This window comes from Amycolatopsis sp. A133 (assembly GCF_031082405.1).
GTDB lineage: Bacteria > Actinomycetota > Actinomycetes > Mycobacteriales > Pseudonocardiaceae > Amycolatopsis.
This window is the reverse complement of record NZ_JAVHJU010000025.1, coordinates 359,539-376,881: the sequence shown is the minus strand read 5'-3', so window position 1 is coordinate 376,881 and position 17,343 is coordinate 359,539. Positions and strand designations below refer to the sequence as shown.

At 72.4% G+C, this 17,343-nt stretch carries 16 protein-coding genes and 1 riboswitch; of the genes, 5 read left to right on the top strand and 11 right to left on the bottom strand.

Annotation, left to right across the window (positions count from 1 at the left end):
- Positions 1-5: 5 nt before the first annotated feature.
- From Q5425_RS20600 to Q5425_RS20585, 4 genes are read right to left on the bottom strand one after another with little or no spacing between them, the layout of a single operon-like run.
- Positions 6-1,364, bottom strand: coding sequence for an aminobutyraldehyde dehydrogenase (locus Q5425_RS20600; RefSeq protein ID WP_308673869.1), 1,359 nt, complete (start codon positions 1,362-1,364; stop codon positions 6-8).
- Positions 1,361-3,004 (bottom strand): thiamine pyrophosphate-binding protein, encoded by a 1,644-nt coding sequence (locus Q5425_RS20595; RefSeq protein WP_308673868.1) that lies wholly within the window; start codon positions 3,002-3,004, stop codon positions 1,361-1,363. The genes Q5425_RS20600 and Q5425_RS20595 overlap by 4 nt, the downstream gene beginning before the upstream one ends.
- Entirely contained in the window at positions 3,001-3,945 is a 945-nt protein-coding gene (gene speB, locus Q5425_RS20590) for an agmatinase (protein WP_308673867.1), read from the bottom strand. Before speB ends, Q5425_RS20595 begins: the two co-directional genes overlap by 4 nt.
- Positions 3,946-3,950: 5 nt before the next feature.
- The gene (locus Q5425_RS20585) at positions 3,951-5,441 is read right to left on the bottom strand and encodes a sodium:solute symporter (RefSeq protein WP_308673866.1); all 1,491 of its coding nucleotides are present in this window, start codon (positions 5,439-5,441) and stop codon (positions 3,951-3,953) included.
- Between the two features lie 97 nt (positions 5,442-5,538).
- On the opposite strand from Q5425_RS20585, the gene Q5425_RS20580 reads away from it, so the two are divergent.
- Genes Q5425_RS20580 through Q5425_RS20570 form a run of 3 tightly spaced genes read left to right on the top strand, consistent with a single transcriptional unit; the run spans position 5,539 to position 8,875 of the window.
- Positions 5,539-7,041: a PucR family transcriptional regulator gene (locus Q5425_RS20580; protein WP_308673865.1), complete on the top strand. Its 1,503-nt coding sequence runs from the start codon at positions 5,539-5,541 to the stop codon at positions 7,039-7,041.
- Positions 7,042-7,076: 35 nt separating this feature from the next.
- Positions 7,077-7,754, top strand: a complete 678-nt coding sequence (locus Q5425_RS20575) for a response regulator transcription factor (protein ID WP_033261892.1) — start codon at positions 7,077-7,079, stop codon at positions 7,752-7,754.
- The gene (locus tag Q5425_RS20570) at positions 7,751-8,875 is read left to right on the top strand and encodes a HAMP domain-containing sensor histidine kinase (RefSeq protein ID WP_308673864.1); all 1,125 of its coding nucleotides are present in this window, start codon (positions 7,751-7,753) and stop codon (positions 8,873-8,875) included. The genes Q5425_RS20575 and Q5425_RS20570 overlap by 4 nt, the downstream gene beginning before the upstream one ends.
- Before the next feature lie 56 nt (positions 8,876-8,931).
- On the opposite strand, the gene Q5425_RS20565 is transcribed toward Q5425_RS20570, so the two are convergent.
- The 3 genes from Q5425_RS20565 to Q5425_RS20555 form a co-directional block, all read right to left on the bottom strand.
- On the bottom strand, positions 8,932-9,945 hold the full coding sequence (locus Q5425_RS20565; protein ID WP_308673863.1) for an ABC transporter ATP-binding protein: 1,014 nt from the start codon (positions 9,943-9,945) through the stop codon (positions 8,932-8,934).
- Positions 9,945-11,501 (bottom strand): ABC transporter permease subunit, encoded by a 1,557-nt coding sequence (locus Q5425_RS20560; RefSeq protein ID WP_308673973.1) that lies wholly within the window; start codon positions 11,499-11,501, stop codon positions 9,945-9,947. The genes Q5425_RS20565 and Q5425_RS20560 overlap by 1 nt, the downstream gene beginning before the upstream one ends.
- A 77-nt stretch (positions 11,502-11,578) precedes the next feature.
- Entirely contained in the window at positions 11,579-12,628 is a 1,050-nt protein-coding gene (locus Q5425_RS20555) for a thiamine ABC transporter substrate-binding protein (RefSeq protein ID WP_308673862.1), read from the bottom strand.
- Positions 12,629-12,650: 22 nt separating this feature from the next.
- Positions 12,651-12,756, bottom strand: a riboswitch (TPP riboswitch).
- A gap of 32 nt (positions 12,757-12,788) precedes the next feature.
- Here Q5425_RS20555 and Q5425_RS20550 point away from each other — a divergent pair.
- Positions 12,789-13,073, top strand: coding sequence for a 4a-hydroxytetrahydrobiopterin dehydratase (locus Q5425_RS20550; RefSeq protein ID WP_308673861.1), 285 nt, complete (start codon positions 12,789-12,791; stop codon positions 13,071-13,073).
- A gap of 368 nt (positions 13,074-13,441) precedes the next feature.
- Here the strand turns inward: Q5425_RS20550 and Q5425_RS20545 are convergent, their stop codons facing one another.
- The 3 genes from Q5425_RS20545 to ychF form a co-directional block, all read right to left on the bottom strand.
- Positions 13,442-13,909, bottom strand: coding sequence for a hypothetical protein (locus Q5425_RS20545; RefSeq protein WP_308673860.1), 468 nt, complete (start codon positions 13,907-13,909; stop codon positions 13,442-13,444).
- On the bottom strand, positions 13,906-14,496 hold the full coding sequence (locus Q5425_RS20540; RefSeq protein ID WP_308673859.1) for an ArsR family transcriptional regulator: 591 nt from the start codon (positions 14,494-14,496) through the stop codon (positions 13,906-13,908). Before Q5425_RS20540 ends, Q5425_RS20545 begins: the two co-directional genes overlap by 4 nt.
- Before the next feature lie 62 nt (positions 14,497-14,558).
- Positions 14,559-15,641, bottom strand: a complete 1,083-nt coding sequence (gene ychF / locus Q5425_RS20535) for a redox-regulated ATPase YchF (RefSeq protein ID WP_308673858.1) — start codon at positions 15,639-15,641, stop codon at positions 14,559-14,561.
- A 102-nt stretch (positions 15,642-15,743) separates the two neighbouring features.
- Here ychF and Q5425_RS20530 point away from each other — a divergent pair, with 102 nt between their 5' ends.
- Entirely contained in the window at positions 15,744-17,129 is a 1,386-nt protein-coding gene (locus Q5425_RS20530; protein WP_308673857.1) for an AlkA N-terminal domain-containing protein, read from the top strand.
- Between the two features lie 12 nt (positions 17,130-17,141).
- Here the strand turns inward: Q5425_RS20530 and Q5425_RS20525 are convergent, their stop codons facing one another.
- Positions 17,142-17,333 carry a DUF1737 domain-containing protein gene (locus Q5425_RS20525; RefSeq protein WP_308673855.1) on the bottom strand — a complete coding sequence of 64 codons (192 nt, stop codon included), beginning with the start codon at positions 17,331-17,333 and terminating at the stop codon, positions 17,142-17,144.
- Positions 17,334-17,343 lie beyond the last annotated feature (10 nt).

The window sequence follows — 17,343 nt, the reverse complement described above, 5'->3', positions numbered from 1 at the left end:
CGCGCTCATGCGAACCTCGTCATCACGTGCTTGACCCGCGTGTATTCGGCGAAGGAGTACGCCGAAAGGTCCTTGCCGTGGCCGGAGTGACCGAAGCCGCCGTGCGGCATCTCGGCGACCAGCGGCCCGTGCGTGTTGACCCACACGCAGCCGAAGTCCAGCTCGGCCGACACCCGCGCGGCGACGCCGAGGTCCTTCGTCCACACCGAGGACGCCAGCCCGTACGGCACGCCGTTGGCCAGGGAAACCGCCTCGGTCTCGTCCGCGAACGGCTGGACCGTGAGCACCGGGCCGAAGATCTCCTCCTGGACGATCTCGTCGTCCTGGCGGACCCCCGAAATCACCGTGGGGGCGAAGAAGAAGCCCCGTGAGCCGAACCGCGTGCCGCCGGTTTCGATCCGTGCGTGCGACGGCAGCCGCGAGATCAGCCCCTGGACGCGCGAGAACTGCGCCGCGCTGTTGAGCGGCCCGAAGTCGACGCCCGGCGTCTGCGCCGAAGCGGCCTTCGCCAGCGAAGCGACGAAGTCGTCGTGGATCGAGGCGTGCACCAGCACCCGGCTGCCCGCGGTGCAGTCCTGGCCGGCGTTGTAGAACGCCGCGTCCACGATGCCGTCGACCGTCGCGGCGAGGCCGGCGTCGGGGAAGACCAGCAGCGGTGCGTTGCCGCCCAGTTCCAGGTGGGTGCGCTTGAGGTCGGCGGCGGCCACGGTGGCGACGTCGATGCCCGCCCGTGTCGACCCGGTGATCGAGACGAGGTCGGTGACCGGGTGCTTGACCAGCGCGCGGCCGGTGTCGCGGTCGCCGGTCAGCACGGTGAAAGCCCCCGCAGGCAGGAACTCCGCGGCGACGCGGGCCAGCAGCACGGCGGTCGAGGGTGTCGTCTCGGCGGGCTTGAGCACGACCGTGTTGCCCGCGGCCAGCGCCGGCGCGATCTTCCAGACCGCCATCATCAGCGGGTAGTTCCACGGCGCGATCTGCGCGCAGACGCCCACCGGCTCGCGGCGGATCACCGAGGTGTGGCCCGGCGTGTACTCCCCGGCCGCGCTGCCTTCCAGCTGCCGGGCGGCCCCCGCGAAGAACCGCAGCGCGCTCACGCACTCCGGGATCTCCTCGTCGAGCACCACGGACCGGATCTTGCCGGTTTCGCGCACTTCGAGGTCGGCGAACTCGGCGGCCCGCGCCTCCAGGGCGTCGGCGATCTTCAGCAGCGCGAGCTGACGCTGCGCCGGCGTGCTGCGACGCCACACCGCGAACGCACGGGACGCGGCCGCCATCGCCTTGTCCACATCGGACTCACCGGCGACCGTGCTGGTGCCGAACACCTCGCCGGTCGCCGGGTCGGTCAGGTCGAGCGTGCGGGTCATGCCTTCTCCAGGTGGGTCGGCGCGAACAGCTTCAGCAGGGCGGGCAGGACGACGACGGACGGCCCGGGCGTGCGCAACGCCTTCGCCAGATCGGCGCCCAGCGTGTCTAAAGTGGACGTACCCGCGGGCACGCCGAAGGAGGCGGCCAGCGCCACAAAGTCGGGCCGGGCCAGCTCGGTGGCCGTCGTGTGGCCGAAGGCGTCGGTGAGGTACTCGCGCAGGACGCCGTACCCGCCGTCGTCGACGATCAGCCACGTGACGTCGAGGCCGTGCTGCACCGCCGTGGCCAGCTCGGCGACGCCGTACATCGCGCCGCCGTCCCCGGACACCGCCAGCGTGGGACCACCGGAGACGGCGCCGCCGAGCGCGCCCGGCAGCCCGTAACCGAGGCCGCCGGCGCCCTGGGCGGTGTGGATCGGCGCGCCCTCGGGGTTCCACGCCGACCAGGCCCAGTACGCGGCGATCGTCATGTCCCAGAACGTCTGCGTGCCCTCGGGCAGCGCCGCGCGGATGTCGTCGACCAGCTTCCGCTCGGCGGCCAGGTCCTGACCGTCCAATCGCGACTCGACGCGGGAAAGCAGTCCCGAGACGGCTTCTTCGGCGCGGCCGTCGGAGCGCCGCATCGGCACCCATTCCAGCAGCGCCTGCAGGGTGAGCCGGACGTCGGCGTGGATGCCGAGGCCGGGGTAGTTCGACTCCAGCTTCCCGAGGTCGGCCTCGACCTGGATCACCCGGCCGCGCGGGGCGAACTCGCGGTAGTTGCTGGACAGCTCGCCGAGGCCGGAGCCCAGCACGAGCAGCACGTCGGCGGCGGCGAGGAACTCCGTGGTGTGCCAGTCCTCCAGCCATGACCGGCCGGACAGCTCGTGGTCCCACGGGAAGACGCCCTTGCCGCCGAAGGTCGAGATCACCGGCGCGCGCAGGGCTTCGGCCAAGGCCAGGAGCTCGGCGTGCGCGCCCGACCGCAGCGCTCCACCGCCGGCGAGGAGCACCGGGTTCGCTGCCGCCGCCAGCAGGCCGGCTGCCTCCGTGACCAGCTCCGGCAGGGGTTCCAGCGGCGGCGGCGCGGCCGTCACCGACGTGATCGGCGGGAGCCCGGCCGGCCCGAGCAGCACGTCCTGAGGGATCTCGACCCACACCGGGCCGTAGGGCGCGGTCGCCGCCGACGTCCACGCCTCCCGCAACGCCGACGGGATCTGACTCGCGCGGCGCACGACGTGCACCGACTTGACGACGTCCCGGAAGCTGGCCTGCTGATCGGGCAGTTCGTGCAGGTAGCCGTGCCGCCCGCCGCCGAGCCCGGCCACCGGGACCTGGCTGGAGATTCCCAGCACCGGCACCGAAGCCGCGCGGGATTCCTGCAGCGAAGCCAACGTCAGCAGCGCGCCCGGGCCGGTCGACACGACCAGCGGCGTCACCGGCACCGGGCCGTCCGGGTTCGCCGCGAGCCGCGCGCGGGCGTGCCCGTCGGCGGCGAAGGCGAGGTTGTTCTCGACGCGCCCGCTGATCACCCGCAGGTCACCGGCCCGCCGCAGCGCCTCGAACAGGCCCAGCGCGTGCTGGCCCGGCAGGCCGAACACCGTGTCGGCGCCCAGGGCTCGCAGGGTTTCGACGACGACGTCACCGCCGATCCGGGTCATGCGCCCGTCCCCAGGGTCAGCAGGCTCACCAGGTCGTAGGCGACGTGCGAGGCCGCGATGGCGGTGATTTCGGCGTGGTCGTAGGCCGGGGCGAGCTCGACGACGTCCGCGCCGACCAGGTTCAGGTCGCGCAGCCCGCGCAGGATCTCCAGCAGTTCGCGGCTGGTGAGCCCGCCCGCCTCGGGCGTGCCGGTGCCGGGCGCGTGGGCCGGGTCGAGGACGTCGATGTCGACCGAGACGTACAGCGGCCGGTCGCCGATGCGCTGCCGCAGCGCGTCGACGGTTTCGGCGACGCCGCGGCGCATGACGTCGCCGGAGGTGACGATGCCGAAGCCGAGGCGGCGGTCCTCCTCGAGGTCGCGCTTGCCGTACAGCGGCCCGCGGGTGCCGACGTGCGACAACGCGCTCGTGTCGAGGATCCCTTCCTCCGACGCCCGCCGGAACGGCGTGCCGTGGGTGTACGGCTCGCCGAAGTAGGTGTCCCAGGTGTCGAGGTGGGCGTCGAAGTGCAGCAGCGCAACGGGTCCGTGCTTCTTGGCCGCGGCCCGCAGCAGCGGCAGCGCGATGGTGTGGTCGCCGCCGACGGTCACCAGCCGTGTCCCGTTCGCCTGCAGCGCTTCGGCTTCCTGCTGCAGCGTCTCGATCGCTTCGCCGATGTTGAACGGGTTGACCGCGATGTCCCCGGCGTCGACGACCTGCTTCTCGGCGAACGGCGAGACGTCCAGCTCCGGGTGGTACGGCCGCAGCAGCCGGCTCGCCTCGCGGACGGCGGCCGGGCCGAACCGCGCGCCGGGCCGGTAGGACACGCCGGAGTCGAAGGGCACCCCCACGACGGCGACGTCGGCGCGTTCGACCTGGTCGATCCGCGGCAGCCGCGCAAAGGTCGCGAAGCCGGCGAACCGGGGAACGCGCGACGAGTCGAGAGGTCCGATATTAGGCACTGCTGTCACTCCTGATTGTCGGAAAGCCGCACTTTCACGTGAAAGTGAGCTGGAGGTGCGGGCTCCGGATCACTTTCACGTGAAAGTGCGGGGTCGGGGCCGGTGAGGCGGTGGGTCCAGAGGGAAAGGATCGAGTCGGGGGTGCGGGGGGTGGCGAAGCTGACGGCCAGGTAGATCACCAGGCTGGCGCCGAGGCCCCAGTAGATCGGGGTGTTGGCGTCGACGCCGTCGATGATCATGAAGGCGATGACCGAGAGCGTGCCGGCCACCATCGACGCGTACGCGCCCTGCCGCGTGCCGCGCTTCCAGAACAGCGCGCCGACGATCGCCACCAGCAGCCCGCCGACCAGGATGTCGTAGGCGATGGTGAGCGCGTTGACGACGTCGTCGACGAGCATCGCGATGCCGATGGCCAGCAGTCCCAGCACGAGCGTGGCGAGCCGGTTGCGGCTGACCTCGTCGCCCTTCTTCAGGCCCAGCTTGGTCAGCAGGTCCGACGTCGTGGTGGTGGAACACGCGATCAGCGCGCCGCTCGCCGTCGACATCATCGCCGAGAGCGCGGCGGCCAGGACCAGGCCGCGGACGCCGGTCGGCAGCAGCCGCTCGACGATCGTCGCGAAGGCGTCCTGGGCGCTGGCGATGTCCGGGTACAGCGCGTGCGCCGCGGTACCGATCAAAGCGCCGGCCAGGCCGTAGACCAGGCAGTAGACGCCGGAGGTGATGCCGCCGGACGTCGCGATCGCGGGCGTGCGGGCGGTGAACACACGCTGCCAGATGTCCTGGCCGATCAGCAGGCCGAAGGTGTAGATCACGAAGTACGTGACGATCGTGTCCGTGCCGATCGAGCTGAAGCTGAAGAAGCTCGCGTCGAGCTTCTCGCTCATGCCGGAGAAGCCGCCGGCGGAGCTGATCGCGACGGGCAGCAGGATCGCCAGGATGCCGATGGTCTTGATGACGAACTGGGCGATGTCGGTGAGCGTGATCGACCACATGCCGCCGAGCACCGAGTAGAGCACCACGATCGAGCCGCCGATCGCGATCCCGGCCCAGTCCGGCAGGTCGAACAGCACCTTGAAGATCGTCGCGAACGCCAGCGTCGAGGTCACCGTGAGCATCAGGGTGTAGCCCCACATGACGACACCGGACACCGCGCTGGTGCGGCCGCCGTAGCGCAGGTCGAGCATCTCGCCGACGGTGTAGACCTGCAGCCGCACCAGCCGCCGCGCGAACAGCGCGTGCAGCACCAGGATGCCGACGCCGATGCTGACGACCAGCCACATGCCGGAGACGCCGTAGGTGTAGCCGAGCTTCACGCCGCCGACCGTGGACGCACCGCCGAGGACGACGGCCGACATCGTGCCGGAGTACATGAACCAGCCCAGCCGCCGCCCGGCGACGAGGTAGTCGGACTTCGTCTTCGCGAGCCGGAGGCCGTACCAGCCGACCCCGAGCATGCCCGCGATGTACAGCGCGATCACCGCGTAGTCGCCGGTCACGGTGTCCTCCTCACGTCGTTTCGGGCCACCGTAGATTCGCCCGCCACCCTTCTGGCATGGGATGATCTGTCCCTAAATCGACTTGGGCAGGGATGAAATGACCTCGACCACGGATCCGCTGTCCACGGAGGTGAATGTCCCGTTACGGGACGTGGTCGGCAACCGGGAGCTCGCGCTCGAGGTCGTCCCCGAGACGCTGCCGCCGGGCGCGCTGGACCGCCCCGTGCGCTGGGCCCACGTGAGCGAGCTGCAGGACCCCGCGCCCTACCTGGTGGGCGGCGAGCTGATCCTCACCGCGGGCGTCAACCTGCCGGAGCGGATCGACCGGTACGTGCGCGGGCTGCGCGACGCCGGCGTGACGGCGCTGGGGTTCGGCCTCACCCCGACGGTGCACGAGACCCTGCCGGAGCCCCTGCGCCGGGCGTGCGTGCGGCGCGGGCTGCCGCTGCTGGTGGTGCCGTCGCGCACCCCGTTCCTGGCGGTCAACCGGGCGGTCTCGGTCGCGCTGACCGAGGCGGGGCAGCGGGAACAGCGGCGGATCACGGCGGCGCGCGAGACGCTCACGCGCGCGGCGGGTGGCGGGCTCGGCGAGCTGACGTCCTCGCTGGCGGCGGTGCTGCGCTCCTGGGTCGCCCTGGTCGGCGCCGGGGACGTGCTGGCTTCGGCGCACGACGCGCCCACGCCGCTGCCGCTCCAGGTGCGGGAGCTGATGGCGACCGTGCGGGCGGGCAGCGGCATCCGGAGCGCGACCACCGAGCTCGACGGCGGGTTCGTCGTCGTCCAGCCGGTGTACCCGCAGGCCACCGCGTCGCACCTGGTGGTCGTCGGCCGGTCCCGGCGGCTCGACGGCGCCGACCGCGCGATCCTCGCCGTCGGCGCGGCCCTGCTCGGCCTGGTCGGCCGCGCGGGCTCGGACGCGGCCGAGCTGGGCGCGGCGGCCACCGGCCTGCTGCTCGGCCGGACGTCCCCCGGGGACGCGGCCCGGTCGCTGCTGGGGTCGGAGGTCGTCCGGCTGGTCGCCGGGACGGCCCACCGGCGGGGGCCGGACGAGGTCGCCCAGCGCCCGGACTGGCTGCGGGCGCGGCTGGACACGCCGCTGGTTTCGGTGCTCCCGGGCCCTTCGTTCGTGGCCGTCGCCGGATCGGTTTCGCGGCCGGTCCTGGAGGACCTGCGTGCGTCCGGCTGGCTCGCGGCGGCGGGATCGCCGGTGCCCGCTGCCCGCGCGGCTGCCGCGTCGGCCGAGGTGGAGCTGCTTCTTGCGCGGGCGTCCGCGCTCGGCCGCCCGGTCATCGCGGGAAGCGAGCCGCTGGACTTCGACGCGCTCCTGGACCCGGGCGTCTCCCGAGGCTTCGCCGAGAAGACCTTGGAACCGCTGGTGGCGCTGGACCGGGCCCAGGACCGGCAGCTGGTGCGGACGTTGCGGACGTGGCTGGCCCACCACGGCGGCTGGGAGCCGACGGCGGCGGAACTGGGCGTGCACCGCAACAGCGTCCGGCACCGGATCGCCCAGGTGGAGCGGGTCCTGGGCGTCGATCTGGCGGATCCGGAGGCCCGGATGCGGCTGTGGTTCGCGCTGCGCTGGATGGCACAGGGTCCTTAAAGGGCCCTCTCAGGAAAATATGGAATTGTGGGTTCGTGCGAGTTTTGGTAGTCGAGGACGAAGAACCCCTGGCCGACGCGATCGCCCGCGGGCTGCGCCGCGAGGGGATGGCGGTGGACGTCGCGCTCACCGGGGACGACGGGCACGAGAAGGCCGCCGTCACGCGGTACGACGTCGTGCTGCTGGACCGGGATCTGCCCGGGATGTCCGGGGACGAGCTGTGCCGGGAGATCGTCGCCTCCGGGGAGCTGACGCGGGTGCTGATGCTCACCGCGAGCAGCTCGGTCTCCGATCGCGTCGAGGGGCTTTCCCTCGGCGCCGACGACTACCTCGCGAAGCCGTTCGCCTTCCCGGAGCTGGTCGCGCGGGTGCGGGCGCTGGGCCGGCGGGCCACGCCGGCCGCGCCGCCGCTGCTCACCGCCGGTGACGTCGAGCTGGACCCGGCCAAGCGGACCGTCCGCCGGGCGAGCGGGCCGGTCGAGCTGACCCGCAAGGAGTTCGGCGTCCTCGAGGTGCTGCTGCAGGCCGCCGGCTCGGTCGTCAGCAGCGAGGAACTCCTCGAACGCGTCTGGGACGAGAACGCCGACCCGTTCACCACGACCGTCCGGGTCACCGTGATGACGCTGCGCAAGAAGCTCGGCGAACCGGGGATCATCGAGACCGTCGTCGGCTCCGGGTACCGGGTGCCGGAGCCCGGCGCGCCGCGCGCGTGAACCTGCCGGGCACCCGCACGCTCCGCGCCCGGATCACCCTCCTGGCGACCGTGCTGGTCGCCGCGGTCAGCCTGCTGCTGCTCTGGCTGGCCTGGACGCTGGTGCGGGACTCGCTCGACGCCGTCCCGCAGATGCCGCCGGGCAGCACGGTCGTCGTCGACGGCGTCGAGGTCGACGCCTCGACGCTCGCCGAGCACCTGCGCGTGCACGCCCGCGACCGGATGCTGCTGTTCGGGTCGCTGGCGTTCCTGCTGGTGGTGGCGGCCGCGGCGATCCTCGCCTGGACGTTCACCTCCCGCGTGCTGCTCCCGCTGCGCGAGATCACCGGGACCGCGCGGCGGCTGTCGGTCGAGTCGCTGGGGGAGCGGATCGGCGAGCTCCGCTCCCGCGACGAGCTGGCCGAGCTGGCGAGCACGTTCGACGACATGCTCGACCGGCTCCAGGCCGCGTTCGACGCGCAACGCCACTTCGTCGCCAACGCCAGCCACGAGCTGCGGACGCCGTTGTCGGTGATCCGCACGGAACTCGACGTCACCCTCGCCGACGACGACGCCGACGAAGCCGAGCTGCGCCGGATGGGCGGCGTGGTCCGCGACGCGACCGAGCGGGCCGGGCAGCTGGTCAACTCCCTGCTGCTGCTGGCCCGCACCGACGGCGCCGGCCTCGGCGTGCACGAGCCGGTGGACCTCGCGGTGGTCGTCGACCGGGCGTGGCGCGCGGTCGACCGCGAAGCCGGGCAACGCGGCATCCGGGCGTCGTTCACGACGCCGCCGGCGCCGGCGTTCGGCGACCCGGCGCTGCTGGAGCGGATCGCGGGCAACCTGCTGGAGAACGCGGTCCGCCACAACGTCGACGGCGGCTGGCTGGAGGTCGTGACGCAGCCCGGTCCGCGGTGGTCGATGCTGCGCGTCCGCTCCTCGGGTGGCCTGGTCGACCCGGCGGCGGTGCCGGAGCTGTTCGAGCCGTTCCGCCGGGCCGGGGTGGCCCGCACGGCCCGCTCGGGCGCGGGTCTGGGCCTCTCGATCGTCCGCGCGGCGGTCCAGGCCCACGGCGGGAGCGTCACGGCCGAACCGATCGTGGGCGGCGGTCTCGGCGTGACGGTCCACCTCCCGGTCCGCTGAGCAGTCTGCCGCGGCTTGTCGTGAGTGGTAAGGCGGGTTAGAACCCGCCTTACCACTCACGACGACCCGACCACCGCCACGCCGTCGGGATCCAGCGTGAGGTGCACCGCGTCGCCGGCGCGCAGGTCCGACGCCGCGCGCGCGACGGCGTCCACAGTGGACTCGGCGAGGTTCACCACGAGCCGCACGTGTTCGCGCCGGTGGACCGCCGCGACGACTTCGCCGGGCACTCCTTCGGCCGACACCTTCAGCGCGTGCGGGCGCAGGCCGAGCCGCACCGGGCCGTCGCCGACGTCCGGGAGGGCCAGCTCCCCCAGGTCCGTGCGCACGTGCCCACCCGCCGCCACGCCGTCGACGAAGGTCGTCACCCCGAGGAACCGGGCCACGCCCTCGTCCGCCGGGTTGCGCCACACCCTGCGGACCGCACCCTCCTGGCGCACCTCGCCCGCGTCGAGCACCGCGACCCGGTCGGCCAGCGTGAACGCCTCCTCCTGGTCGTGCGTCACCAGCAGGGCGGTGATCTTGCTGCGCCGCAACAACTCCGCCAGGTCGATCGCCAGCTGTTCGCGCAACCCGGCGTCCAAACCGGACAGCGGCTCGTCGAGCAGCAGCAACCGCGGTTTCGGCGCCAGCGCACGGGCCAGCGCCACCCGTTGCGCCTGACCGCCGGACAACTCCGTCACCCGCCGCTTCTCGAAGCCGGAAAGGCCGACCAGTTCCAGCAGCTCGGCGACGCGCGGCGCCCACTGCGCGCGGGGCACCCCGTGCATCCGCAGGCCGAACGCGATGTTCGCGGCGACGTCGCGGTGGGCGAACAGCTGGCCGTCCTGGAAGACCAGGCCGAAACCGCGCCGGTGCACCGGGACCGGACCGAGGTCCTCGCCGTCCCAGCTCACCGCGCCGCGCGCCGACGGCTCCAGCCCGGTGATCGCGCGCAGCAGCGTCGACTTGCCCGAGCCCGACGGGCCGAGCAGGGCCAGCACCTCGCCGTCGGCGATGTCCAGCCGGGCGTCGCGCACCGCCGCGAATGATCCGTAGTGGACCGTCAGGTCCCGCACCGACAACGCCATCAGAACTCTCCCACCCGGCCGCGCCCGAGCCGGTCGATCAGCGCGACCGCCAGCACCGTCACGAGCATCAGCAACGCGCACGCCGCGTACGCCATCTGGTTGTTCAGCTCGCCCGGGCGCGCCATCAGCGTCGCGACCGCGACCGGCAGCGTCGGCGCCGCCGGCCGGGCGAGGAAGCTGGTCGCGCCGAACTCGCCGAGGGCGACGACGAAACCGAACCCCGCGGCCGCGACCAGCGGCCGCAGCGTCAGCGGCAGGTCGATCTCCCGCCACACCCGCAGCGGGCTCGCCCCGAGCGTCGACGCGGCCTGCCGCAGCCGCACGTCGACCGAGCGCAGCACCGGCAGGACCATCCGCACGATCAGCGGGATGATGACCAGCGCCTGGGCCAGCGGCACCAGGTACGGCGACGTCCGCAGGTCACCCGGCAGCGCGTCGAGCGTCACCAGGTAGCCGAACCCGACGGTCACCGCGGACACCCCGAGCGGCAGCATCAGGACGGCGTCCATCGTCTCGCCCAGCCCGCGCGCGGCTTTTGCCGGCGACCGGCGCAGCGCCACCAGCACCACGGCCGCGAGCACACCGACGACCAGCGCCAGCAGCGTCGCGTCGATGGCCACCTTCAGCGAGTTCAGCGCGGCGTCCCAGCCGGACACCTGCAGCGCGCCCTTCTCGCCGGTGCTCGTGAGGGCCCGGTACCCGGCGAGGCTCCAGCCGTCCTCAGTGGACAGTGACTCCGTGAGCAGCGCGAGGATCGGCGTCAGCAGCAGGGCCAGCACGGCACCCGCGGCGCCGACGACCCACCACTCGCCGCCGCGCGGACGTCGCGTCCGGACCGCGCCGAGGCGCGCGCTCTCCTTGCGCCGCCGCGCCAGCCCGCCGAGGACCAGCGCGGCGACCACGGCCGTGAACTGGATCAGCGAAAGCGCCGCGGCCCCCGAGAGGTCGAGGAGGTCGACCGTGCGCAGGTAGATCTCGGTTTCCAGGGTCCGGTAGCGGGCGCCGCCGAGGATCAGCACAACGCCGAAACTGGTGGCGCAGAACAGGAACACCACGGCCGCGGCGGACGCGATCGCCGGCGCCAGCGCGGGCAGCGTCACCGACCGGAAGGCCCGCCACGGCGACGCGCCCAGCGCGCGGGCGGCGTCGGTCGTCCGCGAATCCAGCCGCGCCCACAGCCCGGCGACGGTCCGCGCGACGACGGCGACGTTGAAGAAGGCGTTGGCCAGCACGATCGGCAGCACACCGCCGTCCGGCCACAGCGCGCGGAACGCCAGCCCGACCACCACGGTCGGCAGCACGAACGGCACGAGCACCAGCGTCCGCGCGAGGCCGACGCCGGGCAGCCGCACCCGCGCCAGCAGGAACGCCACCGGCAGGCCGGCCAGCACCGCGACCACCGTCGAGGCGGCCGCGCTCGCGACGGTGAACCCGGCCAGCTGCCAGGTCCGCACGTCGCCGAGCACGACGTCGAGGCCGCCCGCGGCGAACCCGCGGCCGACGATCGCCAGCACCGGCCAGGCGAAGAACACCACCAGGAACCCGATGGGAGCCACGCCCAGCAGCGCCAGGCCGAGCCCGCGCGCGGTCCGGGGCGGGGCGGTGGCTTTTCGGGGGCTCCGCGGGGGCGCCGTCACTGCAGGAGCGTGCGCCATTCGCCGATCCACTTCTCGCGTCCGGCCTGCACCTGGTCCGCGGGCAGCGTCTGCGGCTTCTGCGGCAGCGGTGCGACCTGCGCCCAGCCCGCGGGCAGGTCGACGCCCTGGCGCGCCGGGTAGACGTACATGTTGGCGGCGACGGTGGCCTGGAACTGCTGGGAGAGCAGGAAGTCGACGACCTTGCGGGCGTTCTCGACCTGCTTGCCGTTCGCCAGCACGCCGGCGTACTCGACCTGCCGGTAGCAGGTGTCGAGCAGCGCCTTGGTCCGCGGCTTCCCGTCGTCCCCGATTTCGGCGGCCGGCGAAGACGCGTACGAGACGACGATCGGCCGCGGCCCCTTGCCGGACGAGCCCGAGAACTGCTTGGTGTAGGCCTCTTCCCAGCCGCTGACCACCTTGACGCCGTTGGCCTTCAGCTTCGTCCAGTAGTCCTTCCAGCCCGCCTCGCCGTACTTGGCGATGGTGCCGAGGAGGAACGCCAGGCCGGGCGACGCCGTCGCCGGGTCCTCGGCGACCAGCAGGTCCTTGTACTTCGGGTCGGCCAGGTCGTCGTAGCTCGACGGCGCCGGGATCCCCTTGGCGGTGAAGTAGTTCGTGTCGACGTTGACGCAGACGTCGCCGACGTCGACCGCGGACAGCCGGTGCTCGGGGTCGACGGCGTAGCGCTGCGGCCCGCGGTCGGCCTCCGGGCTCGTGTACGGCTCGAAGACGCCCTCGCTGAGCGCGCGCGAGGCGAAGGTGGAGTCGACGCCGTACGCGACATCGCCGATCGGGTTGGCCTTGGTCAGCACCAGCTTGTTGGTCAGCGATCCGGCGTCGCCCTGCGTGAGCACGGAGATCTTGATGCCCGACTGCTTCTGGAAGGCGTCGAGCACCTCCTGCGGCGCCAGGAAGGAGCTGTGCGTCACGAGGGTGACGGTGGGCGTCTGCTGCGTGTCACCGGCCCCGTCCGACAGCGAGCACGCCGTGGCGACGGCACTGACGGCGGCGATGGCCGTCGCGGCGCGAACAGCCCTGCGTTTCATCTACCCTCCTGCACTTCGCCGGACGAGGAGGGAAAGCCCTCCCCTCGCCGGCATGATCCGGTCAGGTGCGAACGGTCGCGGGTGACCCGCCTCTCAGCCCGGCTCACCGGACTCCCGTGGCAACCGTGCAGCGTAGTCCAGGACGGACGACCATGGAGACATGACGGAAATCTTGAGCGACTCCGAGGCCGACGCACGGCTGGGCGCCGGCTGGACGCGTTCCGGCGCAGAGATCTCCCGCGAGGTGGAGCTGGCGAGCTTCCCGCAGGCGATCGAGGTGGTGAACCGGGTGGCGGAGCGCGCCGAAGCCGCCGACCACCACCCGGACATCGACATCCGCTGGCGCACGCTGACGTTCCGCCTCAGCACGCATTCGGCGGGCGGCCTGACGGAGAAGGACTTCGACCTGGCGTCGCAGATCGACGCGGTGCTCGCCGCGGTGTGATCTCGGCTACGCTGAGTGCACCTCGGCCCGGGTTCGGCGTCTCTCGGTTACCGGAACCTTCGGGAGGGAGACGAGATGACTCAGGCAATCGTGGTCGGTACGGCAGCGTTCGCGACGATGGTGGCGGCAGCCGGAGGCGTGCTCTGGTTCACCGCCCGCCACCGCCGTCACCTGGACGGCTGAGAGTTCGATCACACTGGTTAACGCCGGGCATGATCAGCGCGCTGTTCGGAGCGGAAGCATCGGTTCGCCCGTAGGGAACGCCCATGAACAGCACCCTCTCCGCCGCTCAGCGCGCCTGGATCAACACCCTCGTCCCCGCGGTGGTGCTCATCGCCATCGCGGTGCTGGGCCTGCTCGGCTGACGATCAGTAGCGGGGCATGTTCGGGATCGCCTTCTCGGCGACCCCGATCAGGTCCTCGACCTTCGCCACATCGGCCGTCACGTCGTCGGCGGTCACCGAAGGCGCCTCGGAAGAGCGGTAGGCGACTTCGTTGCGCCGCATCCGCATGCGGTTGAACGGCCGCAGAAGCGGCCCCAGTGGCGGGTCGAGCTGCGCGAGAACCGCTTCGTAGACGGCGATGTGGCCGCCGCGGCTGGTCGCGCGCAGGCCCTGGTTCTGCAGAACGGCCGCCAACGCACGGCGTGCCCCGTCGTACGCCAGCGTGTAAGCGCCTTCCGGGTCCGACTCCAGCAGCTGCCGCGCCGAAGCGACGTGCGTGCGGGCCCTGGCGAGCTCGGCCTCCGCCGCCTCCCGCGAGGCCGGCACGTGCTCGAGGGAGCCCCGCGCGATGAGCGCGTCGATCGTGGCGCGGCCCTGGTTCCACCGGGTCATCGGGTCTCCTGGTCGAGCGGCAGCGGGACCAGCGGACGTTCACGCACGCTGGTGAGGAACGGATCCACGCTGTCCGACGCCCACGACGCCGGTGTGATCCGGTGGACGTTGACCTCGCGCCCCAGCCGCCGCGACACGCGCTCGGCCAGGTCGAAAAGCGCATCCGGATCGGGCGAGCCGACAACGAGGACGTCAACGTCCCCGGGCGGCGGCCCCGGCTCACCGCCGTAGCGCGCGGCCCACGACCCGTAGATGTAGGCCTCCTGCACGCCCGCGAGCCCGGACAGAGCCTCGGCGAGCAGCGGCAGCGGCCCGAAGGTGGCCGCGATGAGCTCGCTCAAGGGCCGGTAGAGCGGGGTGTCCGTGCGGGCCTTGACGAGACGGCTGCGGCCCACCCGCCGGTCTTCCAGGATGCCGCCGCCGACGAGCCGCTCGACTTCGCGCAGCACGGCCGTGGGTGTGACACCGGAGGCTTCGGCGAGCTCAGTGATGCTGTACTCGCGCTCGGGTTGGAGCAGGACCAGCGCGAGCAGCTCACCCTGCATGCGTGACCGCAGGAGGGGAAGCAAGCTCGGCGAAGCTTTCATTGGACGCAGTATATCCTGCGTCCAATGAAAGCAACAGTCAGTAGTCGAACTTGTGAAGCGCGTCAGACGTTGAAGCGGAACTCGACCACGTCGCCGTCGGCCATGATGTAGTCCTTGCCCTCCATGCGGACCTTGCCCGCCGCCCGCGCCGCCGCCATCGAGCCCGCCTCCATCAGGTCGTTGTACGAGACGATCTCCGCCTTGATGAAGCCGCGCTCGAAGTCCGTGTGGATGACGCCCGCCGCCTGGGGGGCCGTTGCGCCCTGGGGGATCGTCCACGCGCGGGCCTCCTTGGGGCCCGCCGTCAGGTACGTCTGCAGGCCGAGGGTGTGGAACCCCGCGCGGGCCAGGGAATACAGGCCCGGCTCCGGCTGGCCGACGGACTCGAGCAGCTCGCGCACCGACTCCTCGTCGTCCAGCTCCAGCAGTTCCGCCTCGACCTTCGCGTCGAGGAACACCGCGTCCGCGGGCGCGACCAGCTTCGTCAGCTCCGCTCGGCGGGCTTCGTCGGTGAGCACCGGCTCGTCGGCGTTGAAGACGTACAGGAACGGCTTCGTCGTGAGCAGGCTCAGTTCACGCAGCGCCTCGAAGTCGACTTCCTTCTGCGCCTGGAAGAGCGTGCGTCCGGCGTCGAGGATCTCCTTCGCCTTCTGGGCGTTGTCCAGCGCGGGCTTGTTCTCCTTCTTCGTCCGCGCTTCCTTCTCCAGCCGCGGCAGCGCCTTGTCGAGCGTCTGCAGGTCGGCGAGGATCAGCTCGGTGTTGATCGTCTCGATGTCGCTCGACGGGTCGATCCGGCCGTCGACGTGCACCACGTCGGGGTCGTCGAACACGCGGATGACCTGGCAGATCGCGTTGGCCTCGCGGATGTTCGCCAGGAACTTGTTGCCCAGCCCGGCACCCTCGGACGCGCCCTTCACGATGCCCGCGATGTCCACAAAGGACACCACGGCCGGCACGATCTTCTCCGACTTGTGCAGCTCCGCCAGCTTGTCCAGCCGGGGGTCCGGCAGCGGCACGACCCCGACGTTCGGCTCGATCGTCGCGAACGGGTAGTTCGCCGCGAGCACGTTGTTGCGGGTCAGCGCGTTGAACAGGGTGGACTTGCCGACGTTGGGCAGGCCGACGATACCGAGGGTGAGGCTCACGACCCCGCAGTCTACGTGGCTGCCGCGCCCGCGCCCCACGCACCCAACGCCGTGGCGGATTTCCGCCAGCGACCGCGCTGACCTGCTGGCATGCTCGGATCCATGGCCACCGAGACGCTCTCACTCTGGCGCGACGCCGAACGCTGCTACCGCGTGGTCACCGCCCGCGACCCGCGCTTCGACGGCCAGTTCATCATGGCGGTCCGCACCACCGGGATCTACTGCCGCCCGTCGTGCCCGGCGTCGACGCCGAAGGTGCAGAACGTCCGCTTCTTCCCGACGTCGGCGGCCGCGCAGGCCAACGGTTTCCGCGCCTGCCGCCGCTGCCTGCCGGACGCCGTGCCCGGCTCGCCGGACTGGAACGTGCGCGCCGACCTCGCCGCGCGGGCGATGCGCCTGATCTCGGACGGGACCGTGGAGCGCGAAGGCGTCCCGGGCCTCGCCCGGCGGCTCGGCTACTCGGAACGCCAGCTCGGCCGGGTGCTCACCGCCGAGCTGGGCGCGGGCCCGCTCGCGCTCGCCCGGGCGCACCGCGCGCATTCGGCGCGGCTGCTGATCGAGATGTCCGAGCTGCCGCTGACGGACGTCGCGTTCGCGGCCGGCTTCTCCAGCGTCCGGCAGTTCAACGAGACGATCCGCGAAGTGTTCGCGACGACGCCTTCGCAGCTTCGCGCCTTCGCTGCTTCACGGCGTGGACGGCAAAGCGATGTGACGGGCACCCGGCTCAGCCTGCGGCTGCCGTTCAGGCCGCCTTTCGACGCTTCGGGCCTGCTTCGCTTCTTCGCAGCTCACGCGGTGCCGGGCGTCGAGGAAGTCACTTCGGAGACCTACGCGCGCACCCTGCGGCTCGCCCACGGCACCGGCGTCGTGCGGCTGACGCCGCAACGGGACCACGTGCGCTGCGAGCTGATGCTCACCGACCTGCGCGACCTCGGCAGCGCGGTCAGCCGGGTGCGCCGGCTGCTCGACCTCGACGCCGACCCCGCGGCGGTCACCCGCGTCCTCGGCGCCGACCCGGCGCTGGCCCCGGTGGTCGCGGCCGTGCCGGGGATCCGGGTGCCGGGCGCGGTGAACGGCGAGGAATTGCTGCTCCGCGCCCTCCTCAGCGAGGTGCCGCTCGGCGAGGAGGTGCCGGGCGAGTGGGGTGTGACGCGGCTGTTCCCGGCCGCGGCCCAGATCGCGACCGCCGGCCACCCCGTCGCCGCCGCGCTGGCCGAGGGACGGCTGGACGTGCACGTCGGCCGGGACGCGGCCGAGCTGCGGGCGGAGCTGCTGGCGTGCGTCGACCCGTCGACGGCGGACTACGTGGTGATGCGGGTCCTCGGCGCCCCGGACGTCCTGCTCGCCGACGACGCGGAAGTCCGCCGCGGCGCCGAGGCGCTGGGGATCTCACCGGACTCGCTCGGCGAACGGGCCCGCGCGTGGACGCCGTGGTGTTCCTACGCCGGGAGGTACCTCCGACGCGCGGCGACGGGTCCGCTCGGCTGAGCCGGGCCGGCGTCAGCCCTGCTCGCCCTGCCACAGCACGGCTTGGGCGACGATGACCTGCTCACCGTCGTAGGTCGCGGCCGGCGAGCCGTACAGGCGGTAACCGAGCTCCAGCGCCTCGCTGACCCGGTGGCAGAACTTCGCGTCGTCCGGGCCGGTGAGCATGCGGTAGCGGGGCAGGCCGTTCGGCGGCTGGTCGGTCATGGCTTCATCT